Annotated in this window: 23 protein-coding genes; 18 read left to right on the top strand and 5 right to left on the bottom strand. The window is 64.6% G+C overall.

What is annotated here, in order from left to right; translation table 11 throughout:
• Window positions 1–3: 3 nt before the first annotated feature.
• The 14 genes from FJ942_RS04905 (at window position 4) to FJ942_RS04840 (ending at window position 13,373) form a co-directional block, all read left to right on the top strand.
• Window positions 4–624 (top strand): hypothetical protein, encoded by a 621-nt coding sequence (locus FJ942_RS04905; RefSeq protein ID WP_140496224.1) that lies wholly within the window; start codon window positions 4–6, stop codon window positions 622–624.
• Entirely contained in the window at window positions 621–1,955 is a 1,335-nt protein-coding gene (locus tag FJ942_RS04900) for a MotB family protein (protein WP_140522326.1), read from the top strand. Before FJ942_RS04905 ends, FJ942_RS04900 begins: the two co-directional genes overlap by 4 nt.
• Window positions 1,952–3,316 carry a chemotaxis protein MotC gene (locus tag FJ942_RS04895; RefSeq protein WP_140496226.1) on the top strand — a complete coding sequence of 455 codons (1,365 nt, stop codon included), beginning with the start codon at window positions 1,952–1,954 and terminating at the stop codon, window positions 3,314–3,316. The genes FJ942_RS04900 and FJ942_RS04895 overlap by 4 nt, the downstream gene beginning before the upstream one ends.
• 98 nt (window positions 3,317–3,414) lie before the next feature.
• Window positions 3,415–4,677, top strand: a complete 1,263-nt coding sequence (locus FJ942_RS04890) for a flagellar hook-length control protein FliK (protein ID WP_246679663.1) — start codon at window positions 3,415–3,417, stop codon at window positions 4,675–4,677.
• Entirely contained in the window at window positions 4,607–5,194 is a 588-nt protein-coding gene (locus FJ942_RS04885; protein ID WP_181169824.1) for a transglycosylase SLT domain-containing protein, read from the top strand. Before FJ942_RS04890 ends, FJ942_RS04885 begins: the two co-directional genes overlap by 71 nt.
• 222 nt (window positions 5,195–5,416) lie before the next feature.
• Window positions 5,417–6,085 (top strand): response regulator transcription factor, encoded by a 669-nt coding sequence (locus tag FJ942_RS04880; protein ID WP_140496228.1) that lies wholly within the window; start codon window positions 5,417–5,419, stop codon window positions 6,083–6,085.
• Between the two features lie 79 nt (window positions 6,086–6,164).
• Window positions 6,165–7,421 (top strand): flagellar hook protein FlgE, encoded by a 1,257-nt coding sequence (locus tag FJ942_RS04875; RefSeq protein WP_140522332.1) that lies wholly within the window; start codon window positions 6,165–6,167, stop codon window positions 7,419–7,421.
• A 28-nt stretch (window positions 7,422–7,449) separates the two neighbouring features.
• The gene (flgK, locus tag FJ942_RS04870) at window positions 7,450–8,901 is read left to right on the top strand and encodes a flagellar hook-associated protein FlgK (RefSeq protein ID WP_140560324.1); all 1,452 of its coding nucleotides are present in this window, start codon (window positions 7,450–7,452) and stop codon (window positions 8,899–8,901) included.
• A gap of 3 nt (window positions 8,902–8,904) precedes the next feature.
• A complete protein-coding gene (locus FJ942_RS04865; RefSeq protein WP_140897293.1) occupies window positions 8,905–9,948 on the top strand; it encodes a flagellar hook-associated family protein in 1,044 nt (347 codons plus the stop codon).
• 30 nt (window positions 9,949–9,978) lie between these two features.
• The gene (flaF, locus tag FJ942_RS04860) at window positions 9,979–10,326 is read left to right on the top strand and encodes a flagellar biosynthesis regulator FlaF (RefSeq protein WP_140496232.1); all 348 of its coding nucleotides are present in this window, start codon (window positions 9,979–9,981) and stop codon (window positions 10,324–10,326) included.
• Window positions 10,323–10,763 (top strand): flagellar biosynthesis repressor FlbT, encoded by a 441-nt coding sequence (gene flbT, locus FJ942_RS04855; protein ID WP_140496233.1) that lies wholly within the window; start codon window positions 10,323–10,325, stop codon window positions 10,761–10,763. Before flaF ends, flbT begins: the two co-directional genes overlap by 4 nt.
• Entirely contained in the window at window positions 10,763–11,170 is a 408-nt protein-coding gene (gene flgD, locus FJ942_RS04850; protein WP_140560323.1) for a flagellar hook assembly protein FlgD, read from the top strand. Before flbT ends, flgD begins: the two co-directional genes overlap by 1 nt.
• Before the next feature lie 21 nt (window positions 11,171–11,191).
• On the top strand, window positions 11,192–11,458 hold the full coding sequence (fliQ, locus tag FJ942_RS04845) for a flagellar biosynthesis protein FliQ (protein ID WP_140496235.1): 267 nt from the start codon (window positions 11,192–11,194) through the stop codon (window positions 11,456–11,458).
• Between the two features lie 271 nt (window positions 11,459–11,729).
• On the top strand, window positions 11,730–13,373 hold the full coding sequence (locus FJ942_RS04840; protein ID WP_140522340.1) for an MFS transporter: 1,644 nt from the start codon (window positions 11,730–11,732) through the stop codon (window positions 13,371–13,373).
• A 54-nt stretch (window positions 13,374–13,427) separates the two neighbouring features.
• On the opposite strand, the gene FJ942_RS04835 is transcribed toward FJ942_RS04840, so the two are convergent.
• From FJ942_RS04835 to FJ942_RS04825, 3 genes are all read right to left on the bottom strand, one after another.
• Window positions 13,428–14,165, bottom strand: coding sequence for a DUF4336 domain-containing protein (locus tag FJ942_RS04835; protein ID WP_140761409.1), 738 nt, complete (start codon window positions 14,163–14,165; stop codon window positions 13,428–13,430).
• Between the two features lie 96 nt (window positions 14,166–14,261).
• Window positions 14,262–16,058: a chloride channel protein gene (locus FJ942_RS04830; RefSeq protein ID WP_140513652.1), complete on the bottom strand. Its 1,797-nt coding sequence runs from the start codon at window positions 16,056–16,058 to the stop codon at window positions 14,262–14,264.
• 131 nt (window positions 16,059–16,189) lie between these two features.
• On the bottom strand, window positions 16,190–16,489 hold the full coding sequence (locus tag FJ942_RS04825) for a putative quinol monooxygenase (protein ID WP_140556597.1): 300 nt from the start codon (window positions 16,487–16,489) through the stop codon (window positions 16,190–16,192).
• A gap of 113 nt (window positions 16,490–16,602) precedes the next feature.
• On the opposite strand from FJ942_RS04825, the gene flhA reads away from it, so the two are divergent.
• Genes flhA through FJ942_RS04810 form a run of 3 tightly spaced genes read left to right on the top strand, consistent with a single transcriptional unit; the run spans window position 16,603 to window position 19,824 of the window.
• On the top strand, window positions 16,603–18,690 hold the full coding sequence (flhA, locus tag FJ942_RS04820) for a flagellar biosynthesis protein FlhA (protein ID WP_140496240.1): 2,088 nt from the start codon (window positions 16,603–16,605) through the stop codon (window positions 18,688–18,690).
• Window positions 18,687–19,439 carry a flagellar biosynthetic protein FliR gene (fliR, locus tag FJ942_RS04815; RefSeq protein WP_140496241.1) on the top strand — a complete coding sequence of 251 codons (753 nt, stop codon included), beginning with the start codon at window positions 18,687–18,689 and terminating at the stop codon, window positions 19,437–19,439. Before flhA ends, fliR begins: the two co-directional genes overlap by 4 nt.
• Window position 19,440: 1 nt before the next feature.
• Complete coding sequence (locus tag FJ942_RS04810; RefSeq protein WP_140496242.1) at window positions 19,441–19,824, top strand: hypothetical protein; 384 nt, start codon at window positions 19,441–19,443, stop codon at window positions 19,822–19,824.
• Window positions 19,825–19,999: 175 nt separating this feature from the next.
• Here FJ942_RS04810 and FJ942_RS04805 read toward each other — a convergent pair whose 3' ends face one another.
• Both FJ942_RS04805 and FJ942_RS04800 read right to left on the bottom strand, forming a co-directional pair.
• Window positions 20,000–20,458 (bottom strand): nuclear transport factor 2 family protein, encoded by a 459-nt coding sequence (locus tag FJ942_RS04805; protein WP_140560321.1) that lies wholly within the window; start codon window positions 20,456–20,458, stop codon window positions 20,000–20,002.
• Between the two features lie 81 nt (window positions 20,459–20,539).
• Window positions 20,540–20,902 (bottom strand): hypothetical protein, encoded by a 363-nt coding sequence (locus tag FJ942_RS04800; protein ID WP_140560320.1) that lies wholly within the window; start codon window positions 20,900–20,902, stop codon window positions 20,540–20,542.
• A gap of 79 nt (window positions 20,903–20,981) precedes the next feature.
• Here FJ942_RS04800 and FJ942_RS04795 point away from each other — a divergent pair, with 79 nt between their 5' ends.
• Window positions 20,982–21,560, top strand: coding sequence for a TetR/AcrR family transcriptional regulator (locus tag FJ942_RS04795; RefSeq protein WP_140513927.1), 579 nt, complete (start codon window positions 20,982–20,984; stop codon window positions 21,558–21,560).
• The last annotated feature ends 82 nt before the right edge of the window (window positions 21,561–21,642 follow it).

The raw sequence follows: 21,642 nt of genomic DNA, 5'->3' as shown, positions 1-21,642 counted from the left end.
TCCATGCCTTCCCTAGCCCTTTTCGATCTCCTGCCGGATTTCGGCCCGCGCCCGCAACGTGTCAGCCAGCCGAGGGCCGCCGCCGAGCACGAGCCGGAAGCAGCCGCGCCGCAAGCCGATATCGGCACGCTGATCGCCGAAGCGGTCGCCCAGGCGGAGGCGGCGCTTGGCGAGCGGCTTGCGGCTGCCCACGAAGCAGCGATGGACGCTGAACGCCGGGCGAATGCCGAGGAAGCGAAGGCCTTTCTCGAGAGCTTCGGCGGCGATGTCGGCGAGGCGGTCTCGCTGCGCATCGATGCCATGGAGGCGCGCGTGACGGACCTCGTCGCCGCCACGGTCGCCCGCATCATCGGCGGCATCGTCAGTGACGACCTGCAAAAGCGCTCGCTTGAAGCGCTTGCCGGTGCGGTCCGCGAGGCGGTCGGCGATGGCGAAGCGGTGCGCATAGTCGTTCGCGGCCCGCTTTCCCTTTTCGAAGCGCTGAAGGCATCGCTCGGAGCGCGCGCCGCCAATCTCGACTTCATCGAAGCTCCCGGCTTCGATCTCACGGTCTCCATCGACGAAGCGGTGTTCGAGACGCGCATGGCCGAATGGTCGGCAACGCTCTCCCAGGTGTTGGCATGAGCGTCGCCGATGCCGATCAGGCCAGGCACGAGATCATCATCGTGCGTCGCGGCCATGACGACCACGAGGAGGGCCATCACGGTGGCGTCTGGAAGATCGCCTTCGCCGACTTCATGACGGCCATGATGTGCTTCTTCCTGGTCATGTGGCTGATCAACGCCGCCAACGAACAGACCAAGGCGGCGGTCGCCAGCTATTTCAATCCGGTCAAGCTGGTCGACCGCACGTCGAGCCGCAAGGGCCTGGAGGATCTCGGCGACGGTCCGCGCGCCATCGGGCTGACCGCCGACAATCCGGAAGAGGCGGCCACCAAGGCCGGACAGGATGGAGCCGGCGGCGCGGGTTCATCCGATCCCAAAAAGGAAAAGCAGGAGCCGCAGCAGTCCGAGCAGTCCGACGAACACCTGTTCGCCGATCCCTACGCGGTGCTTTCGGAAATCGCCACCAACACCGGCATCATGCAGAACGTCAGCCAGAAGGGCGATGGCGGCGCGCAGAGTGCCGGCCCGGCAACGGGCGCTTCCGGCGGCGCCTCCTATCGCGATCCGTTCGAGCCTGATTTCTGGTCTCAGCAGGTGGCCTCGCCGGGCGCCGAGGCCAGCGCGCAGCGCGCCAGGATCGAAGGTGATCCGGTGAAGCCCGGCGACAAGGCCGCCGAGGCGCAGGTCGCCAAGGTCAAGGCCGTGCCGCCTGCGCCGCCGGTCATCGCGGCGCCGCTTGAACCTCTGGCAAAGGACGGCAAGGCCACAACGGCAATCGCCGAGGCGGGTGATGCGAAAGCCGGCGCCGCCGGGCCTGCGGACGCCAAGGTTGCCGCCGCCCAGGAGGCGGCCAAGCCCGATGCCGGCGAAAAGAAGCCGGGCGCGGCCGCGCTTAAGGCTGCGGCCGATGTCAGGCAGCAGCTGGCCGAGGCCTTCAAACCTGGCGACAAGTTGCACGACGGCGTCTCGGTCGAAGCCACCGACAAAGGCGTCCTCATCTCGATCACCGACCAGCTTGACTTCGGCATGTTCGAGGTCGGCTCCGCGATGCCGCGCCGTGAGCTGGTGCTCGCGATGGAAAAGATCGGCCGCATCGTCAACAGCCAGAAGGGCACGATCAGCATCAACGGCCACACCGACGCGCGGCCGTTCCGCAGCGCCGGCTACGACAATTGGCGGCTGTCGACGGCGCGCGCGCATTCGGCGTACTACATGCTGGTGCGCGGCGGCGTCGACGAGCGCCGCATCACCGAAGTCGCCGGCTTCGCCGACCGCCAGCCGAAGGACCCCGCCGATCCGCTGTCGGCGGTGAACCGCCGCATCGAGATACTGATGGCGACCGGCGGATGAAGCGGGCGGTCTTCACCAGCCGCTTGATGGGCCTTTTGCTGTTGGCCGGCCAGCCTACGGCCGCCCTCGCCCAGGATTCGTTGCAGCCCTATCAGCTGGTGCGCTCGCTGCAGCTTATTCAAGACCGTATCGCCGTCGGCGACCACGCCGCGCTGCCGATGCAGTCCAAGCTGCTGGAGATGATCGATACGCGCTTGCGCGAGGCGGACAAGGACGATTTCAGGGATCCGAAGAATTTTCGCGCGCTGCTGGTCTACGGCATGAGCGGCGGCAACCCGGTGACCGTCGAGGCGGCCGTGTCGCGCGCCACCGCCGATGCGCGGGACCTAGCCCTTGCCAGGGGCGTCATCGATTACCTGAACGGCCGCCCCGGCGAGGCCATCGAAGCCTTGAAGCCGGTCGATCCGATGGCGGAGCCCAGCGACCTCGCCGCCTTCCTTGCCCTGGTCAAGGGTTCGCTGCTCGCCAGCGACCAGCCGGCCGCGGCGCTGGTGCTGCTCGACGAGGCGAAATTGCTCGGCCCCGGGACACTGGTCGAGGAGGCGGCATTGCGCCGCTCGGTCGGCATTGCGGTCGCGCAGCGCGACGCGGCGCGCTTTGCGCTTGCCTCCACACAATATGTCGAGCGCTATCTCTATTCGCCCTATGCCAGCCAGTTCGCCGACTCCTTCGTCTCGGGCGTGATTGAGCTGCACATGTCGATCAGCCAGGACAAATTGGCCGATATCACCTCAATGATGGATCCCGAGCGCGAGAAGGTCATTTATCTGCGCATCGCCCGCCGCGCCGCGATCGACGGCCTGAACGAACTGTCCGCCTTCGCCTCGGCGCGGGCCGAGCAAGGCCGCGACGGCAACACCAATCAGGGCGATCCGCGCGCCCTGCTCTACTCAAGCCTGTCCACCGTGACATCGGGTACCATCGAGGACGTGCGCGCCAAGCTGGGCAAGATCGACCGCAGCCGGCTGTCGGACGGCGACCGCGCGCTGCTCGACGCCGCCGAGGCCATCGCCGGCGAAGTGGTGGCGCCGCCCGCTTCCCTTCCGACCGCCAGCCCGGCACCTGCCGAAGTCATGCCATCGCACGAGCCCGAGCCTGCCGCCGCGCAGTCCACCGACGCCGCCGGATTGCCGCCCGTCGAGGGTGCTGTCTCCGAACAGCCGGCCGTCGCGCCATCCGGCGACACAGTGGCAGCTGCGCCGAACCCGCCGGCTCCGGGCGATGCGGCAACTGTCCTGCCGGCATCGGCGCCGGTGGCCGCGGCCAGCACCGACACGTCAGACCCAACCGATGCCGCCATGGTCAAAACCCGTCGACAGCTCGACCTGATCGACCAGATGCTTGGAGCCGCTCCGAAATGACCCCCAGCCTCGGTCCGGCGCTGCCGGGAATCACCACCGCGCGCACGACGGCGGAACAGCCGGCGACCGGAAAAAATGACGACACGGGTTTCGGCAAGATGCTGGACGACAAGGCCGGGCCGGCCCACCCGGACAAGTATCCGGCAGCCGGGGCCGAATCGCGCGATGAGCGCTGGAGCAGGTTTGCCGCCGGTCCTGCCGGGCAGAAGGACGAGCCACTGCCGGCTGGCAAGGCAAGGATCCCATCCAGCGGAATGCCGGCCGCGAAAACAGCCAGGGACGACACGACCGCCGAGCCGGACAAGGACGCCGATGGCGCAGCGGCCGAGACAGGTACGACGCCGCTCGAGGACCATCTGCCGTTGCTGATCGCGTTCCATGACCTGCGCCATTTCTCGACATCGGCCAGACCGGCCGATACGAGCGAAACCGGACAGGAACCGGCGCTCGACGGGCAGCTCCTGCCGAAGGCCTACCGGCCGAAATCCGCCGCCGGGCATGACGATCTCGAACCGATCTCGAAGCCCGAGCGGACATCGCTCGTGGATGGGTCGCTGACCAAGCTCGATGGCCAGACCGTCCACGACGCCGCCGGCAGGCCAAAACGCGACAATGCGATCGCGGCCGGGCCACTGCCCCAGACAGCGCCGGCCGAAGTGCCGGACCTGGATCCGAAGCAGGCGGCACCGCAGCTGAAATCCATGGCCGATGTTCAGTCCTCGTTGCGGCACGAGCCCGGAAAACAACTGTCGGCGGCAGGGCGCATCGACGTGGTTTCCGAGCGCAGCTTCCCTGCCCCGCCGCAGGCGCCGATGAGCCAGGCCGCCCTCAACGTGATCGGCGCCATAACAGCCGATGGCGGCCCGAAAACGACGCTTTCGACACACTCCGCAACTGCGCAACTGACAGGCCCTGTTGCCGCCGCGACACATGTGTTGAAGATCGAACTTCATCCGGCCGAGCTTGGCATGGTCACCGCCAATCTTCGCCTCTCCGGAGAACAACTTTCGATTGAGTTAAAGCCTCAAACACATGACGCCTACCACCGGCTGTCCTCTGATAGCGATGCCATCGTCAAGTCCCTGCGCGGACTCGGCTTCGAGGTTGACAAGGTCACGATACTACAACCTTCGGTAGCGGTCCCCGCAACGACCCGCACTGATGCGACCGCATCCTTGCAGACGGCGGCGGGCCGCGACCAGTCGTCCTTTCAACCCGGGAATTCCGGCGGCGGCAACAGCGGCGCCGGCGGCCAGCAACCGGGCCAGCAATCCGCCGGAAGACACAATGATGACGCGCAAGCACACGGCCGCCCCGCTTCGCCTTCTCGCGAGCGTGCTGGCGGCGATATCTTTATCTAGTCTTGCGAGCGCCGCCGCTGCCGCCGCCAATGCTTGCGAACCGGAGATCCTGCGCGCCGCCGACCGCTACGGCGTGCCGGCTGGCATCCTCTATGCCGTCGGCTTGACCGAGACCGGCAAGAAGGGCAGCTTGCAGCCCAACGCATTGAATATAGAAGGAAAAGCGGTCTTCCCGACAAGCCGCGCGGAAGCTCTTGCCACCTTCGCCAATGCCCGACGCGAAGGCAAGACGCTGATTGATCTCGGCTGCATGCAAATCAATCACCACTACCACGGCGCGCATTTTCGCAGCGTCGAGGACATGCTAGATCCGCGTCAGAATGTCGACTATGCGGCGCGTTTCCTGGCCAGCCTTCATGCCCGTCACGTGACCTGGTCGATGGCTGTCGCCCGCTATCACGCGGGGCCCGACAACGACCCGGCGCAGAAGGTCTATGTCTGCCGCGTGATATCAAACATGGTGGCCACAGGCTTCGGCAAATGGACCGGCAACGCTCGCACGTTCTGCAATCCATGAGTGTATTGTTGCATCTCATGCAATCGGTCGCAAAGTCTCGGCGTTGCGCTTCGACTTGGCCGGGACTTGGAGCACCAAGCATATCTCACCCCATGCTAATGCAACCGATGCGATTCCGGACTCCCAAGAAACTAGTTACAAGAAATGACGGTTGTTCAGGATTCCTGCCAGCGGATACGGCTTTCCCCACGGGGCAGATGAGCTGATTCGGAGGCGGGGCCGATGATCGTTATCGTTGACGAGCGAGAGCTCGTGACAGACGGATACAATTCACTTTTTGACCGCGAGGGCATCGCCTGCGCGGGCTTCGCTTCCGGCGAATTCGGCGAGTGGGTGAACTCGGCGGCCGATGCCGATCTGCGCTCGGTCCGGGCCTTCCTCATCGGCGACTGCCGCGAAGGCGCGATCTCTCCGCGCCAGATCCGCGACCGCACCGGAGCCCCGGTGATTGCTCTCAGCGAGCAGCATTCGCTGGAGAACACGTTGCGGCTGTTCGAGAGCGGTGTCGATGACGTCATCCGCAAGCCGGTCCATATCCGCGAGATCCTGGCTCGCATAACAGCCATCCGCCGCCGCGCCAACGAAGATGCCGCCTTTACCGAGATCGGCGCCATGCGCATCTTCATGGATGGCCGCGACCCTGAAATCAATGGCCAGCCGCTTCCCTTGCCGCGCCGTGAGCGCCGCATTCTCGAATATCTGGCAAGCAATCGCGGCCGCCGCGTCACCAAGACCCAAGTATTCAACGCCATCTACGGCATCTTCGACGAAGAGGTCGAGGAGAACGTGGTGGAAAGCCACATCAGCAAGCTGCGCAAGAAGCTGCGCGAGAAGCTGGGCACCGATCCGATCGATTCCAAGCGCTTCCTCGGCTACCGGCTGGTGTTCTGATGCACCGCCGCGCCAGCCTCGCGCAAGACAGGACGCGTAGCCTCGCTGCCAGTGGCATGGACATTGCGGAGACATTTCGATGAGCCTCTACGGGATGATGCGGACCGGCGTTTCCGGCATGAACGCGCAGGCCAACCGTCTGTCGACGACAGCCGACAACATCGCCAATTCCGATACCACCGGCTACAAGCGGTCATCCGCCGAATTCTCAACACTGGTCATGCCATCGACGGGCGGCGCCTATAATTCCGGCGGCATCACCACCACGATCCGGCAGGCGGTCAGCGATCCCGGCGTGCTCCAATACACCACCTCTGTCTCCGATCTTGCCGTCAGCGGCGACGGCTTCTTTGTCGTCCAGGACCCGAGCGGTACGCCTTTCCTGACCCGCGCCGGTGCCTTCGTTCCCGATGGACAGGGCAGGCTGGTCAACTCGGCCGGCTTCCAGCTGATGGCCTACAGCTACGAAAATGGCGTGCCGGCGGCGACGGTGAACGGTTTTGAAGGACTGGTCCCGGTCGTCATCTCCGACCAGGGAATGACCGCGACCCCGAGCACCGAGGGTCTCTACAGCGGCAACTTGCCCGCAGGCGCGACGCCGGTCGCGGCCGGCAACCTGCCCACCACCAACGCCGCAGGCGCGCAGTACACCTCGAAATCCTCGATGGTCGCCTATGACAATCTCGGCAACAAGAAGCTGCTCGACGTCTATTTCACCAACACCGGCGCCGGCACCTGGCAGGTGTCGGTCTTCGACCAGTCGAAGGCGACCGCCGGAACGTCATTCCCCTACACCGGCGGCGCGCTTGGCTCGGCCAACCTGACCTTCGACACGACCACGGGCAAGCTCACCGGCGCCGTCGACAGCGTCTCGCTCACCGTGCCCAACGGCAGCACCTTTTCACTGGATCTGTCGGCATTGACCCAGCTCGGCACCGGCTTCACGGTTTCGGACGCTCAGGTCAACGGCAACGCGCCGAGCACCATCGACAAGGTGCAGATCAGCAAGGACGGCACCATCTACGCCCAGTACAAGGACGGCTCCACCAAGCCGCTCTACAAGATCCCGCTGGCCGATGTGCAGAGTCCCGACCAGCTCACCGCGCTGCCCGGCAATGTGTACTCGCAGGGCACCGAATCCGGCGCGGTCCGCGTCGGCTTTGCCAATGAAGGCAAGCTCGGCTCCATCATCTCCGGCGCGCTCGAGAATTCGAACGTCGATATCGCCGAGGAACTGACCAACATGATCGCGGCGCAACGCAGCTACACCGCCAATTCGAAAGTCTTCCAGACCGGTTCCGACCTGATGGACGTCCTTGTCAACCTGAAGAGATAAAACCGGGCAACGCCCGTGAAAGACCCGCATGTCGCTTTCCACCGCATTGAGCATCGCCCAATCGGCGCTTATGAACACCGCTCGGCAGACCAGCGTTGTCTCGCGCAACGTCGCCGACGCTTCCAATCCGGACTATACGCGCCGCATCGCCGTCGTCACCAGCACGGCGCCGGGCGCGCGCTCGGTTGATATCCAGCGCGTAGCCAACGACCTGCTCTTCCGCCAGAATCTCAGCGCCCTGTCGGCGTACAGCGGCCAAAACGCGCTCTATAGCGGCCTGGATCAGCTGGATGTTTCGGTCAATGGCGTTGACAATGCGTCCTCTCCCTCGACCGCGATCGGCAATTTGCAGCAGGCGCTGCAGCTCTATGCCACCTCGCCCTCGAACCAGAATCTCGGCTCCAGCGTCATCGACGCAGCCAAGCAGGTCGTGCGTTCCCTGAACGAAGGCTCCAGGGCCATTCAGGACTTTCGCACCCAGACCGACGGCCAGATCGCCACCGCGGTAGACGATCTTAACTCGCTGCTCAGCCAGTTCCAGGATGCCAACCAGGCTGTCATATCAGGCACGCGCTCCGGCACCGACGTGTCCGATGCGCTGGACCAGCGCGACGCGCTTTTGAAGAAGATCTCGGACTATGTTCCGGTCTCGACCTTCACGCGCGGCGACAATGACATGGTCATCACCACGGGTGACGGCACGACGCTGTTCGAAACCATCCCGCGAACGGTCAGCTTCGCCCCATCCTCCGGCTACAGCGCCGGTACCGTCGGCAACGCACTCTACATCGATAACGTGCCGATCTCGGCGGGAACCGGCGGCAACACCAGCGCCAGCGGCAAGCTTGCCGGTTTGCTGCAATTGCGCGATGGCGTGGCCTCGACCATGCAGAGCCAGCTCGACGAGACCGCGCGCGGCCTGATCACGGCCTTCGCCGAGACCGCGCCGTCAATGCCCAACGCCGCCGGGCTGTTCACCTGGTCTGGCGCGCCGGCGGTGCCGGCCGCTGGCACGCTGGTCAATGGCCTTGCCGGCACGATCAGCGTCAATGCCGCCATGGATCCAAGTGTCGGCGGCAATCCGGCACTGCTGCGCGACGGCGGCGCCAACGGCGCGGCCTATGTCGTCAACACCGGCGGCGCCTCCTATTCCAGCCTTCTGGTCGCCTATGGCGACCGGCTCGATCAGCCGATGACATTCGACCCCGCCGCCGGGATTTCGGCGACGTCGAGCGTTGCCGATTATGCCGCCAATTCGATCGGGTGGCTCCAGGGCGTGCGCCAGCAGGCGTCGACCGCAGCCGACGCCAAGCAAGCTTTGGCATCGCGCAGCGCCGAGGCGCTGTCCAACGCCACCGGCGTCAATGTCGACCAGGAAATGTCGCTGCTTCTCGATCTCGAACATACCTATCAGGCATCGGCCCGAATGATGAAAACCGTCGACGACATGTTGGCGGCTCTGCTCAGCGCGGTGGGATAATCCATGACCTCAGTCTCTTCGGCCGCTCTCTCGAACGCCATGCGCTATCAGCAGATGCGCATGCAGGCCGAGCTCGTCAAAGCCACGAAGGAGTCCTCGACCGGCAGGGTCGCCGATGTCGGCCTGGCGCTGGGCGGACGCACCGCCCAGTCCGTCACCTTCTCGCGCGATCTCGACCGGCTCAATGTCATTATCGATTCCAACGGCCTGGTGGCCGCCCGGCTCTCCTCGACGCAGACCTCGCTCGGCCAGCTCTCCAGCGTCGCGCAGACCTTGCTGTCGAGCCTGACCACCTCAACGTCGGGCGATTCTTCCGCCAACCTCACCCAGTCGGCCGGCAAGACGGCCGTCCAGCAGCTCGCCTCGATCCTCAACACCAGCGTCAACGGCGAGTATCTGTTTGCCGGCACCAACACCGACGTCAAGCCGATCAACGATTTCACAGCGGCCGGATCACCCGCCAAGGCTGCCTTCGACGCCTCCTTTGTCGCCAATTTCGGTTTCACGCCGGATGACCCCGCCGCGGCAAACATCACCGCGGCCCAGATGGACGATTTCATCACCAACGACGTCGAGCCGCAGTTCTTCGGTTCGGGCTGGCAGGCCAACTGGTCGAACGCCACCGACCAGCAGATCGTCAGCCGCATCGCGCTCAACGAAACCACCGCGACCTCGACCAGCGCCAACAGCGACGGCATCAAGAAGCTCGCCATGGCGGCGGCCATGGTCTCCAGCCTGATGTCGACCAACATCAGCCAGGCGGCGAAGGACACCACCGTCGGCCGCTCGCAGTCGCTGGTCGGCGAAGCGCTGAGCGGCATCGGCCAGGTTCAGTCCGAAACCGGCATCGTCCAGAAGCGCGTGTCCGACGCTGTCGACCGCATGAAGACGCAGGTCGACCTGTTCGAGCGCCACATTCTCGATCTTGAAGCGGTCGACCCGGCCGAAGCCGCGACCCGCGTCGCCGACCTGACGCAGCACATCGAGACCTCCTTCGCATTGACGGCGCGGCTCCAGCAGCTCAGCCTGTTGAATTACCTGACCTGACAACTCTGAACCGGAACGGTAGAGCCAACGATGTACCAATTCTCCTACGCCGACATCCAGAGCACCTCTGTCGCCGATGCGAAGGACCGTGAACGGGAGCTGTTGACCCGCTCGATCGACATGCTGGCGGCGGCCGCCGCCCTTGGCCCCGCTTCGATGGAGGCAGTGGAGGCGCTGCATTTCACCAACCGCGTCTGGACCGCCTTTGTCGAGGATCTCGGCTCCAACGACAACGCGCTTCCCAAGGAACTGCGCGCCAACCTGATTTCGATCGGCCTTTGGCTGCTGCGCGAGGCGGAAGACATCCGCCAGGGCCGCACCCAGAATTTCGAGGGACTGATCGAGGTATCCCAGATCATCCGCGACGGCATTCAATGACCAACACGCTGAAGATATCGCTGAAGCCGAACGAGAAGATCTACATCAACGGTGCCGTCATCCGCGTCGACCGCAAGGTCACCGTCGAACTGATGAACGACGTGCAGTTCCTGCTCGAAAGCCATGTGATCCAGGCCGATGACGCCTCGACGCCGCTCAAGCAGCTGTATTTCATCCTCCAGGTGATGCTCATGAATCCGGCCGGCGCCGGCGAGGCGCGCGAAATGTTCCGCCGCTCCCTGCCGCTGCTGCTTGCAAGTTTCGAGGACGCCGAGATCGGCAGTGCGCTGAAACAGATCGACCGCATGGTCGGCGAGGACCACATCTACGAGGCGCTAAAGGCGATCCGGTCGCTCTATCCGCTCGAACGCCGCGCGCTGGGCGGCAATGACGACGTTCCGGGCGCCTCGCGTCCGCTGGCTGTGGGAGCACGCTGATGACCGTGGACATGACGACGACGATACCGGTTGGCACCAATCAGGCCAGCCAGCAGACCTCCAAGACCGCTGTCGACTACCAGTCCTTCCTGAAGCTTCTGATCGCCGAGATGAAGAACCAGGATCCGACCAAGCCGATGGATTCGACACAGTACGTCGCCCAGCTCGCCACCTTCTCGCAGGTCGAGCAGTCTGTGCAGACCAATACCAAGCTGGACCAGATCATGCAGTCCTCGGCGCTGTCGCAGGCCGATGCGCTGATCGGGCGCTCGATAACGTCCGCCGACGGCAACACGACGGGCACCGTCGCGTCCGTGCGCCTTGCCAGCAGCGGCCTTATCGCCGTGCTGGGCAACGGCACCGAGATCGCGGTCGGCCCCGGCGTCTCGGTCAAGGCGGCAAGCTGACGGCTCCGGCGGGCCGATCCCATGAACGAGGCCGACGCACTCGACATCGTCCAGTACGCGGTGTGGACGGTGCTGACCGCATCCGCCCCGGTGGTGCTGGTCGCCATGGCGGTGGGTATCGGCATCGCCTTGATCCAGGCCCTGACGCAGGTCCAGGAGATCACCTTGACCTTCGTGCCGAAGATCGTCGCCATCATGCTCGTGGCGGCGCTGACCGGTCCCTTCATCGGCAGCCAGATATCGGCCTTCACCAACGTCGTCTTCGAGCGCATTGAAAACGGGTTCTAGCTGCTTGCGGCGAGCCGGCCCGTTCTGTCCCGACGACTTACCGGCAGCAGCCTGCTGTCGCCGATGCGGACCGTGTACGGCATAGGGCTGCATCCGCGGCGCGGCGTCGAAGCAACGCCGCACGGCTGCGTGGTCCTCCTCTATCCTCTTGTTGGACCATGATCTTTTTTTCAGGACGTTCGCTCTTTGCGGCACGATGCCATAGTTTCGGCAAACCATCCGGGGAAACGGATCACCGCAACGATCGGCAAGCCATGACAGGGCCTTTCCTATGATTGACGAAAAGCCGGAGAGCGAGAGCGTTTCGGCGCTGGCGCCGTTCCGGCACGGCATCTTCCGCGCCGTGTGGTCGGCCAGCCTCGTGTCGAATTTCGGCGGCCTCATCCAGGGCGTCGGCGCCGCCTGGATGATGACCACGATCGCCACCTCGCCCTATCAGGTCGCGCTGGTGCAGGCCTCGACCACCTTGCCGATCATGCTGTTCGCGCTCGTCGCCGGCGCCATCGCCGACAGCTTCGACCGGCGCAAGGTTATGCTGGTCGCCCAGACCTTCATGCTGGTCGTCTCGGTGCTTCTGACCCTGTTCACCTATTCCGGCTTGATGACGCCGTGGACGCTGCTTGCCTTCACCTTCCTGATCGACAGCGGCACGGCCCTGAACAGCCCGTCCTGGCAAGCCTCCGTCGGCGACATCGTGCCCCGCAACAAGGTGCCGGCCGCCGTCGCGTTGAACTCGATGGGCTTCAACCTGACCCGCAGCGTCGGTCCGGCGATCGGCGGCATCATCGTCGCCGCAGCCGGGGCGGCGGCCGCCTTCGCGGCCAACGCGGTGAGCTATATCGGTCTCATCGTCGTGCTGGCGCGCTGGAAGCCGCAGGTTCAGCCATCGACGCTGCCGCGCGAATCGCTTGGCGCGGCCATGGGCGCAGGCCTGCGCTATGTCGCCATGTCGCCCAACATCGGCAAGGTGCTGGTCAGGGGCTCCGCCTTCGGCTTCAGCGCCGGCGCGGTGCTGGCGCTCCTGCCGCTGGTGGCGCGCGACGTCGTCAAGGGCGATGCCTTGACCTATGGCATCATGCTGGGCGCCTTCGGCATCGGCGCGGTCGGCGGCGCGCTGATCAGCGTGCGGCTGCGCCAGCTTTTGTCCAGCGAGACCATGGTGCGCTCGGCCTTCGCCGGCTTCGCCGTCTGCGCCTTCAATGCCGCCGTCAGCCACAACGCCTGGCAGACATCGCTCGGCCTGCTGGTCGGCGGCGCGTGCTGGGTGATCGCGCTTTCGCATTTCAACGTCACCGTGCAGATGGCGACGCCGCGCTGGGTCGTCGGCCGGGTGCTGTCGGTCTATCAGACCGCGACCTTCGGCGGCATCGCGCTCGGCAGCTGGATCTGGGGCATCGTCGCCGACGCGCATGGCGCCGGGACAGCGCTGATCGCGGCGGCCATCGCCATGCTGGCTGGCGGCGCCATCGGCCTCGTGCTGCCGCTGCCGCAGCAGCAGGTGCTGAACCTCGATCCGCTCAACCGCTTCAAGGAGCCGCATCTCGCGCTCGACCTGAAGCCACGCAGCGGCCCCATCGCCATCATGATCGAATACATCATCCGCGACGAGGACGTGCCGGAGTTCCTGGCCACCATGGCCGAGCGCGGCCGCATCCGCCGCCGCGACGGTGCCCGCAACTGGACGCTGGCGCGCGATCTCGAAAATCCGGCGATCTGGATCGAGCACTACCACACGCCGACCTGGCTCGAATATGTCAGGCACAACGGCCGCATCACCCAAGCCGACGCCATGGTCGGCGAGCGCCTGCGGGCGCTGCACAGCGGCGACGAGCCGCCGCGGGTGCGCCGCGTGATCGAGCGCCCGACAACCGCGGGCACGGCGCTGGTCATGGCAAAGGGCCCGATCGAGCATTAGGAGTGCAGGATAGCGCGAAGACGTTTTCGTCCGGGCTTGCATCAACACAAAGCGTTAGAGCGGACCCAGCCAGCGGAACGCGCGCTTCAGTTCGGCGACGCCATCGCGTTCGTACCAACGGCCGTGCGCCATGATCACGCGTTCCGGATTCCATTCTAGCATCTTTTCGACTGCCGCCTTGAGTTGCCCCCTGGGGAAGGTCAATCGCAAATCGCGCGGCGTCTTGCCATCCGGATCAACGACACCAGCCGCCCTGGCAAGCCAGCGCCACGGCCAGCCAAGCTTCCGCGGTTCGAAGTTCTCGATCAGGTCTGTCAGGATCAATGTTCGGCTGACGGAATGGAAGAACACCATCTCTGTCATGAAGCTGCCTTCCACCGGCAGCGACTTGAGGTCATCGTCCCACGGGTAGCCCCTCTCGGCACCAAGCTCGTTCGCCTCGAAATCGATCCTGTCGCCCGCCTGCTCGCGAATGCCCGGTGCCAGCCAGATACCCGCATCCGCAAAGGCCCTGCGCCACATCGGAATCCACCAATAGTGGATCCGGTTCGGCCCGATGATGTAGCGGACCTTGCCCAATCCAGCGATCTCGGCCTCGAGGCTCTCTGTCAGCAAGGTGGGTGAATGGACGAACAAATCGCCGTCGTTGACGCGGATGACGGTCATCCGCGTCGGAAACCGCATTTTCGGCCAAGGCATGCCGAAGCGGATGACCGGGCCATCCACGATCCAGATGTCCTTCGAAACCAGCTTTAACGTGTTGAGCGGCGGATATGGTGCGCGGTCGGCCATGATTTGCTGAAGTAGGGCGGAGAACAAGCTTGGCCACGGCAGCTTCGCCTTGCACGAGCTCAGCCGGGCCGGCTCGGCAGCCTACCTTCGCCCGACCTACCCTTCGCCCGACAGGTCCCGGCGCGCTTTTTCCAGCTCCTCGGCATAGCGCCGCATCAGATGACCCTCGGTCAGCAGTCCGAGCACGATGTGGTCGGTGAAATCCTCGACCACGGCCAGCTCCTCGGCGCCGGCCCGCTGGAAGGTCTCGGCGGCCGACTGCACGTTCATGCTCGGCACCAGGACGGCATCCTTGTATTGCGCCAGATCGCGCACCGCCGTCTCGCCGTCGGACAGGTCGCTATGCAGTTCGGCAACGATCAGCACGCCGACATACTGATCGCCGGCGTCGACGGCAATGACGCGCTGGGCCGAACCCAGCGGCACCTGCTTGCGGAAGGCCGCAAGCGTCGTGTCGGCATTGATGGTCTTGATGTCCTTGCGCATCATCGAGCCGACGGTCAGGCTGCGCATCCAGCCGACGTCATGGGCACTGCGGATCGTCTCGCCGCGCAGATGAAAGCGCCACGTCGAGAAGGAGTAGCCGAAGGTCTCGCGCACCAGGATCGCCGCCATGATCGAGGCCGCCAGGACGACGCCGGTTAGCGTCAGGTCGCGGGTCGATTCCAGCGCCAGGAACGTCATCGTCAGCGGCCCGCCGACGACGCCGACCGCCAGCGATGTCATGCCGACGACGGCAGCGACGGCGGAATCGATGCCGGTCGACGGTGAGATGAAAGCCATCACATCGGCGAATGCCTTGCCGAGCAGGGCGCCAAGAAACAGCGAAGCGAAGAACAGTCCGCCGCGAAACCCCGAACCCAGCGAGATCGCGGAAGCCGCCAGCTTCAGCACGAAGACGCTGGCCACCACGCTCAGCCCATAGTTCATGGCGAATTCGCGATGCAGCGCGCCGTGGCCGCTCGACAGCACCTGCGGCGTGACCAGCCCGAGCAGGCCGACGATGACGCCGCCGATGACGGGACGCAGCGAGGCATCGACCGACAGCTTGGCAAAGGCGCGTTCGACCAGCGTCACCAGATGCATGATGGCGATCGAGGCGGCCCCGCCAAGCAGCCCAAGCAGCAGGAAGGGCACGTACTGGCTGGCCGTGAGTGCCGGCAGGCCCGCAAGCTCCAGCGGGAACGGCACGCCGCCGAACATCTCGGCGGTGAGCGAGGCGGAGATCGCCGCGGTCATGACAGGCACCACATTGGCGACCGAATAGATGCCGATGACCAGTTCGAAACCATAGAAAGCGCCGGTCAGCGGCGCGTCGAAAGCCGCCGCGATGGCGCCGGCGGCGCCGCAGCCGACCAGGATGCGGACATCGTTGCGGCGCAGCTTGAACAGCCGCGCCAGCCGCGAAGCCAGGCCGGAACCGACCTGCGTGTAGCCGGCCTCCAGCCCGACGGAGGCGCCGAAACCGCTGGAGAGCATGGTCTGGCCGGCGATGATGAACGTATCGGTCAGCGACATGCGACCGCCATAGAGCGCGTTGGCCTCGATCGGGTCGACAGGCGTGCGGAATCTCCGCTTTCTCAGCCAGATCACCGTCAGCCCGAGCAGGATGCCGCCGATCGCCGGGATCAGGGCCTGCATGGGGTGGGCGAGGGAGAACATGCCCGAAAGCCGGCCGCCGGCCTGCACGCCGAACAACAGCCCGTGCAGGTCCTGCACGATCTGGCTCATCGCGGTGACCAGTATGCCCGCCATCACGCCGACGATGCCGGCAAGGACGACAACCGCTATGCCTCGCGCTTCGAGCAGCGGGATCGAATTGATGAGCACCGCGCGCAGCCGGCGAGCGTAGACTTGCGGTTGATTCCTGGGCGATTGGTTTTTGGTAAGCACCGGAGCGGCTCGCCGACATCAGCAAGGCATTGAAAACACTGCCGTGCTGATACGCCGAGCGGCACCGCATGGCAACCACAATGACGGCGCCCGCGCGCCCTTTGGGAGGGAGCCCGTCCGGCCGCCGATGGTCAGGTCGGCTTCGGGTCGCCGGCCTCGTAGAGCACGAGATTGCGCTCGCCGATGCCGAGCGCCGGCCAGCTTGCGCGCCAGTCCACAAGGTGTGGCGCGGCGAAATGTGCGTCGAGCGCCGCCCTGTCACTCCAGACTTCCGTGACCCGGATCAACCCGGCATCGAGGACATCCTGCGCATAGGAGTATGCGAGGCAACCGGGCTCGGCACGGCTGGCGACAACCATGCGTTCCATCGCTGGCCTTGCCTGTTCGAGCTTGTCGGGTGGCAGACGAACCGTGCCGATGACCAGCAGCATGAGATTTCCTTTCGATGGTTGGGCAGGCCACTCTCCCACCCTCGCGCAAGCTTGGCCAGCTACCCTCGCCGGGCTGTCGCATGCTCGGCAGCCCACGGTTTTCGAGGACTAGAATGGCGATAAGCGAAAGCATCCAGCCCGGCGCCGTGGCCAAGAACGGTCGCGACGTCTTCTTCGCGCTGGGCATCGTCATCATCCTGGCCGTGCTGTTCCTGCCGATCCCGGCCTTTCTCATCGACGTCGGCCTTGCCTTCTCGATCGCCCTTTCGGTGCTGATCCTGATGGTGGCACTGTGGATCCAGCGGCCGCTCGACTTCTCCTCGTTTCCGACCGTACTGCTCATCGCTACCATGCTGCGGCTATCGCTTAACATCGCCACCACGCGCATGATCCTGTCGCACGGCAATGAAGGCACGCATGCAGCCGGCTACGTCATCGCCGGCTTCTCCAAACTGGTCATGGCCAGCGATTTCGTCATCGGCCTGATCGTCTTCATGATCCTGATCGTGGTGAACTTCATCGTCATCACCAAGGGCGCCACCCGTATCGCCGAGGTCGGCGCCCGTTTCACCCTCGATGCCATCCCCGGCAAGCAGATGTCGATCGACGCCGACCTCTCCGCCGGCATGATCGACGACAAGACAGCGCAGTTGCGCCGCCGCGAGCTGGAAGAGGAATCCTCCTTCTTCGGCTCGATGGACGGCGCCTCGAAATTCGTCCGCGGCGACGCCATCGCCGGCCTCATCATCACCGCCATCAACATCGTCGGCGGCATCGCCATCGGCTATATCAGGCACGGCATGGGCATGGGCGAGGCCGCCGACGTGTTCATCAAGCTGTCGGTCGGCGACGGTCTGGTCACCCAGATCCCGGCGCTCATCGTCTCGCTCGCCGCCGGCCTGCTGGTTTCCAAGGGCGGTACGCGCGGTTCGACGAACCAGGCCGTGTTCGGGCAGCTCGGCGCGCATCCGCGCGCGCTCTATGTGGCGGCGGCGCTGCTGGTGCTGCTCGGGCTGATGCCAGGCCTGCCCTTCTTCCCCTTCTTCGCGCTCGCCGGCGGCATGGCCGGCCTCGGCTATGTCATTCCGATGCGCCACAACCGGGCCATGGCCGAGGCCGAGGCGCTGAAGAACCAGGAGAAGGCGACCAAGGCCGAGGAAGAGAAGAACTCGGTCAAGGCCTCGCTCGCCACCGCCGAGATCGAGCTTCTGATCGGCAAGCAGCTTTCGACCCGGCTGCTGGTCTCGCATCAGGAGCTGGTCTTCCGCATGGCCAAGATGCGCAAGAAGTTCGCCCAGCAATATGGCTTCGTCGTGCCCGAAGTGCGCGTCGCCGACGATTTCGCCATCCCGCCGAAAAGCTATCAGATCAAGGTGCACGGAACGGTGGTCGCCGAATATTCGATGCGCGTCGGGGAGATCATGGTGCTGCTCGGCAACCGCGACGTTCCCGAAATTCCGGGCGAGGAGATCCGCGAACCGGCCTTCGGCATGCGTGCCTATTCCGTCATGGAAACATTCGCCGAGGATCTGAAGCGCGAGAACTACACCTTTGCCGACAACATGTCGGTGCTGCTCACCCATCTCTCCGAGGTCATCCGCAACAACCTGCCGCAGCTTCTGTCCTACAAGGACATGAAGGCGCTGCTCGAGCGCCAGGATCAGGAATACCGCAAGCTCGCCGACGAGATCTGCACCACGCACATCTCCTATCCCGGCCTGCAGGCAGTGCTGAAGCTGCTGCTGGCCGAGCGTGTCTCGATCCGCAACCTGCACCTGATCATCGAGGCCATCGCCGAGATCGCGCCGCATGTGCGCCGCACCGAGCAGATCGTCGAGCATGTCCGCATCCGCATGGCGCAGCAGATCTGCGGCGATCTTTCGGAGGGCGGCGTGCTCAAGGTGTTGCGTCTCGGCAACCGCTGGGACCTCGCCTTCCACCAGAGCCTCAAGCGCGACGCCAAGGGCGAGGTGCGCGAGTTCGACATCGATCCGCGCCAGCTCGAGGAATTCGGCCAGGACGCCACCAAGGCGATCAAGAAATTCCTCGAAGCCGGCGAGCGTTTCGTCCTCGTCACCGCGCCCGACGCGCGCCCCTATGTGCGCATGATCATCGAGCGGCTGTTCACCACGCTGCCGGTGCTCTCGCATGTCGAAATCGCCAAGGGCGTCGAGATCAGGGTGCTCGGGACCATATCGTGAGCGTTCTCTCGCAAGCGGTCGTCATCGCGGCGTTCCTCGCCTTCTGCCGCATCGGCGCCTGCTTCATGCTGATGCCCGGCCTGTCCAGCGCCCGCATCCCGGTGCAGGTCAGGCTGTTCGTTGCGGTCGCCGCCACCGGCGGCCTGCTCGCCTTCCTGTGGGACAAGATCTTTCCCTTCGTCGATCCGCGTCCGCAGATCCTGGTGCCGATGATCGTTTCCGAACTCCTGGTCGGCGGCCTGATCGGCGCCATGACCAGGCTCTACATGGAAGCCCTGCGCTTCATGGGGTCGGCCATCGCCATGCTGATCGGCTATGGCGGCTCGGGCGGGCCAGCGATCGAGGAGCCCGAACCGCAGGCGGCGCTCGCCGCCATGATCTCGTTCTCGGCACTGCTGCTGCTGTTCGTCTTCGACTTCGACCATGAGATCATACGCGCGCTGGTGACGTCCTATACGGTCGCGCCGGTCAACGTCTTCTTCAACCCGCAGGCGGCACTGGTCGATGTCGCCGACACGGTGTCGGACACCTTCTTCCTGGTCATCCGCCTCGGCAGCCCTTTCGTCGCCTATGCCATTCTCGTCAACCTGACGATCGGCTTCGTCAACAAGCTGACGCCGCAGATCCCGATCTATTTCATCTCTCAGCCCTTCGTCATCGCCGGCGGCATGCTCATCTTCTATTTCGCCGTCGGCTCCATGCTGTCGCTGTTCGTCGACGGCTTTGTCGACCTGACGCTGGCGAGGTGACATGAGCACGCGCAAGGACCGCCTGAAGAAGCTGGTCAAGGTTCAGGAACAGTTGAAGGCGCTGCACGAGACGCGCCACGCCACCCTCCTCGCCGCCGCAAATGCCGCCGAAGCCGAGGCCAAGGAACTGGTCGAGCATTTCGACAAGGACAATTCCCTCTCCGGCCTTTTCCCCGATCTCTACCACCGCCGCATCGCCCAGGCCGTCGTGCGCCAGGAGGCGAACCTCGAAAGCGCCAGGAAGGAGGCCGGCCTCGTCGCGTCGGCAACCGCGCGCACCAACATGGTCGAGCGCGCCTACAAGGACGTGCGCAACCGCGACGAACGCGAACGCTCCGACCGCGAACGCCTCGATCTGATCGCGCAGAAGCGGGGACAGGAGTAGAGGAGGAGGTCTGGACGCAAAGCAAGCCTTCGCAGCGGAATCCTGACTGACCGCTTTGCGCCTCGTACGGGCTATGGATGCAATTTCGCGTCTACCCAGAAGCCGCCCGTACAGCCTGTCGAAGAATGTGCCGAGCCTCCGCATTGCGGAGGATCGTAAAAAGGCGACGTTTCAGCTAGCTTGTTATCTGTTCGGCGGCAGCTTCTTCGAGGCCCGCTGCCGCTTGGAGGGCAAGACCGCGAGCCGCTGCCTGTGAATCGTAAAATTCCTCCAGCGCATGGACCCTGCCCCACCGCAGGGTAAACACGTGGAGACCTCGGTTGATGTACGACGTGTCGCCGTTGAGCAGGGTCGCGGTGCCATCCCACTGGGCAAACACAGTGGTATGCCATGGCCAGCCCTCCACCCAGATGTGATTGACCGTGAGACGGAGGGTGGGCAGAACACGGCCGAGGCGTTCAAACCAGCGGCGCAGGGCTTCCTTGTCGTGGCGCTCTCCACCAAGCGCGTGGGCGCCGCCAACCCGATGATGGACATGCGGCGCGAGTGCTTTCACCGCCGCATCCCAGCGATGATTGTTGACGTCATCGAAGCTCTTTCGGATCGATTTCTCGACAAAATAACTATATAGCATATCACTCTCCTCCAACTCATTCGGTAGCGCGATCGAAGGCAAGCTGTTCGGACGCAGCCGACACCATGCAGGGTCTGCGCGTCAGCGCATTGTCGCGTCGGCTCGCAGGTATGTGTCGGTCTCGGTCGAGATCGTGACCTCCTCGCCCGACCTTGAGAACGCATAAAGCGAATCCTGATGGCCCGGCATGGAAAAGGCCACGGAGTCGCCGTCAGCAAGGCCCATGACGAAGCGCAGCGGATCACCTCCGATCTTCGGCGCGAAGGTGGCGGTGACCTCCAGCAGGTCGCCGTTGACCGGGACGTAGTAGACCACCATGTCGAGCTGTCCCTCGTGCAGGCTGGCAGCTTCGATCGGGCGTCCGATGGTCGCTTCCTCGGCAAAAGCCGGTTTCGCAAGAAACATCGCGGCCAGAACGGACGCACTCAGGGTTTTGCGGATCATCTCATATCTCCTTTTTTGGATTGCGTTCGACCTCTATATAATGTATAGATTACGAATGCAATCTAAAAAGGAGATGGCGATGCGCGTAAGTCGCACTCAGGCCGCGGAAAACCGCGAAACCGTGATCAATGTGGCAAGCCGCCTTTTTCGGGAGCGAGGCTTTGACGGCATTGGCCTCAAGGATCTGATGAAGGGCGCCGGGCTGACCCAGGGCGCCTTTTACAAGCAGTTCGAGTCAAAGGACGACCTGGCGGCGCAGGCATCCAGGCGCGCGATGGAAAGCGCCACCGACAAGTGGTCGGCCGCGACAGCGGCAAACCCTGGGAAACCGCTCGACGGGGTGATCTCATTCTACCTCAGTATGGATCATCGCGCGGAAAAGATGGACGGCTGCCCGGTCGTCGCGCTCGGCTCGGATGCGGCCAGGCAAGGCGCCGAGGTAAAGGCCTCATTCGAGGCCGGCATCAGGGAGTATCTCGAGATGCTCGGCAGTTGGGTTGGCGAGGACGACGGCGAAAAGGGCGGCAACAAGGCAATGGCCGTTCTCTCGACAATGGTCGGCGCGGTCATGCTCTCGCGGGTGGTCAACGACCCGGACCTCGCGCAGGCTTTTCTGGATGCGGCGGCCGATCAGGTTCGCGAGACAGTCGCCATCTGAATGATGCGGGCAGCGGCGCCTGATCCATTGCTCGCCGCTCGGACCGAACCGTCGCGCGCGACTGCGAAGAAGTAACGGATAC

The organism is Mesorhizobium sp. B2-4-2, from assembly GCF_006442845.1.
Taxonomy (GTDB): domain Bacteria; phylum Pseudomonadota; class Alphaproteobacteria; order Rhizobiales; family Rhizobiaceae; genus Mesorhizobium.
Note: the sequence above shows the minus strand (reverse complement) of the source record. Positions and strands in the feature narration are given on the sequence as shown.

Coding starts and splice junctions, on each gene's coding strand:
- FJ942_RS04905 (WP_140496224.1), top strand. CDS start 4: ATGCCTTCCCTAGCCCTTTTCGATCTCCTGCCGGATTTCGGCCCGCGC.
- FJ942_RS04900 (WP_140522326.1), top strand. CDS start 621: ATGAGCGTCGCCGATGCCGATCAGGCCAGGCACGAGATCATCATCGTG.
- FJ942_RS04895 (WP_140496226.1), top strand. CDS start 1,952: ATGAAGCGGGCGGTCTTCACCAGCCGCTTGATGGGCCTTTTGCTGTTG.
- FJ942_RS04890 (WP_246679663.1), top strand. CDS start 3,415: ATGCTGGACGACAAGGCCGGGCCGGCCCACCCGGACAAGTATCCGGCA.
- FJ942_RS04885 (WP_181169824.1), top strand. CDS start 4,607: ATGACGCGCAAGCACACGGCCGCCCCGCTTCGCCTTCTCGCGAGCGTG.
- FJ942_RS04880 (WP_140496228.1), top strand. CDS start 5,417: ATGATCGTTATCGTTGACGAGCGAGAGCTCGTGACAGACGGATACAAT.
- FJ942_RS04875 (WP_140522332.1), top strand. CDS start 6,165: ATGAGCCTCTACGGGATGATGCGGACCGGCGTTTCCGGCATGAACGCG.
- flgK (WP_140560324.1), top strand. CDS start 7,450: ATGTCGCTTTCCACCGCATTGAGCATCGCCCAATCGGCGCTTATGAAC.
- FJ942_RS04865 (WP_140897293.1), top strand. CDS start 8,905: ATGACCTCAGTCTCTTCGGCCGCTCTCTCGAACGCCATGCGCTATCAG.
- flaF (WP_140496232.1), top strand. CDS start 9,979: ATGTACCAATTCTCCTACGCCGACATCCAGAGCACCTCTGTCGCCGAT.
- flbT (WP_140496233.1), top strand. CDS start 10,323: ATGACCAACACGCTGAAGATATCGCTGAAGCCGAACGAGAAGATCTAC.
- flgD (WP_140560323.1), top strand. CDS start 10,763: ATGACCGTGGACATGACGACGACGATACCGGTTGGCACCAATCAGGCC.
- fliQ (WP_140496235.1), top strand. CDS start 11,192: ATGAACGAGGCCGACGCACTCGACATCGTCCAGTACGCGGTGTGGACG.
- FJ942_RS04840 (WP_140522340.1), top strand. CDS start 11,730: ATGATTGACGAAAAGCCGGAGAGCGAGAGCGTTTCGGCGCTGGCGCCG.
- FJ942_RS04835 (WP_140761409.1), bottom strand. CDS start 14,165: ATGGCCGACCGCGCACCATATCCGCCGCTCAACACGTTAAAGCTGGTT.
- FJ942_RS04825 (WP_140556597.1), bottom strand. CDS start 16,489: ATGCTGCTGGTCATCGGCACGGTTCGTCTGCCACCCGACAAGCTCGAA.
- flhA (WP_140496240.1), top strand. CDS start 16,603: ATGGCGATAAGCGAAAGCATCCAGCCCGGCGCCGTGGCCAAGAACGGT.
- FJ942_RS04810 (WP_140496242.1), top strand. CDS start 19,441: ATGAGCACGCGCAAGGACCGCCTGAAGAAGCTGGTCAAGGTTCAGGAA.
- FJ942_RS04805 (WP_140560321.1), bottom strand. CDS start 20,458: ATGCTATATAGTTATTTTGTCGAGAAATCGATCCGAAAGAGCTTCGAT.
- FJ942_RS04800 (WP_140560320.1), bottom strand. CDS start 20,902: ATGATCCGCAAAACCCTGAGTGCGTCCGTTCTGGCCGCGATGTTTCTT.
- FJ942_RS04795 (WP_140513927.1), top strand. CDS start 20,982: ATGCGCGTAAGTCGCACTCAGGCCGCGGAAAACCGCGAAACCGTGATC.